2 protein-coding genes are annotated in these 483 nt (G+C 29.6%); both read right to left on the bottom strand.

The window, feature by feature from the left end; all coding sequences use genetic code 11:
• Positions 1 to 163 (bottom strand): hypothetical protein (locus tag IDG60_RS02470; RefSeq protein ID WP_206160462.1); only part of this gene is annotated, 163 nt, incomplete at its 3' end.
• 61 nt (positions 164 to 224) lie between these two features.
• Positions 225 to 483 (bottom strand): hypothetical protein (locus IDG60_RS02465; RefSeq protein WP_206160461.1); only part of this gene is annotated, 259 nt, incomplete at its 5' end.

Below are 483 nucleotides of genomic sequence, written 5' to 3'. Positions count from 1 at the left end.
GTAAAGAATGATCGATGTTACTAATATTGCCATTCTCCAAATTTATTTCTGTGAGTATTTGGAAGCTACCATTAGGCAACGGTTTAACAATAGACAATTGCTTTTCCGCTTGTTGTATTAAAAAAGGTTTTGTAGATTGATTATTAATATGCCATTCACTCATGTATGTTTTTCACTCCTGCTTTAAAATAGGGTTAGAAAGTTTATAGTTGAGACATTCATGTTCAACCAAAATTTTGTTCGAATTCAATAAATGTCTTGTTTAAAATAGAAATATTGTAAATGTTATCGTCCAAAACTTCACCAGTTAAGTATTTGTTTTGAATTAAAATTTGGCAGTTAGTTAAGAAGTCTTGATAATCACGATCACAAAAATAGTTTTCACGTGCATCTTTAGCATCGCCAAAAAAGTTAGCGACTGTTTCTGTTTCTCCATTATTCGAACGTTCAATATATAATTTGTAAAATTTAGCTATTGTATAC

The sequence above is a fragment of the Staphylococcus sp. EG-SA-2 genome (assembly GCF_017152085.1).
The sequence above is the reverse complement of the archived record's forward strand: the minus strand, read 5'-3'. Positions and strand labels throughout refer to the sequence as shown.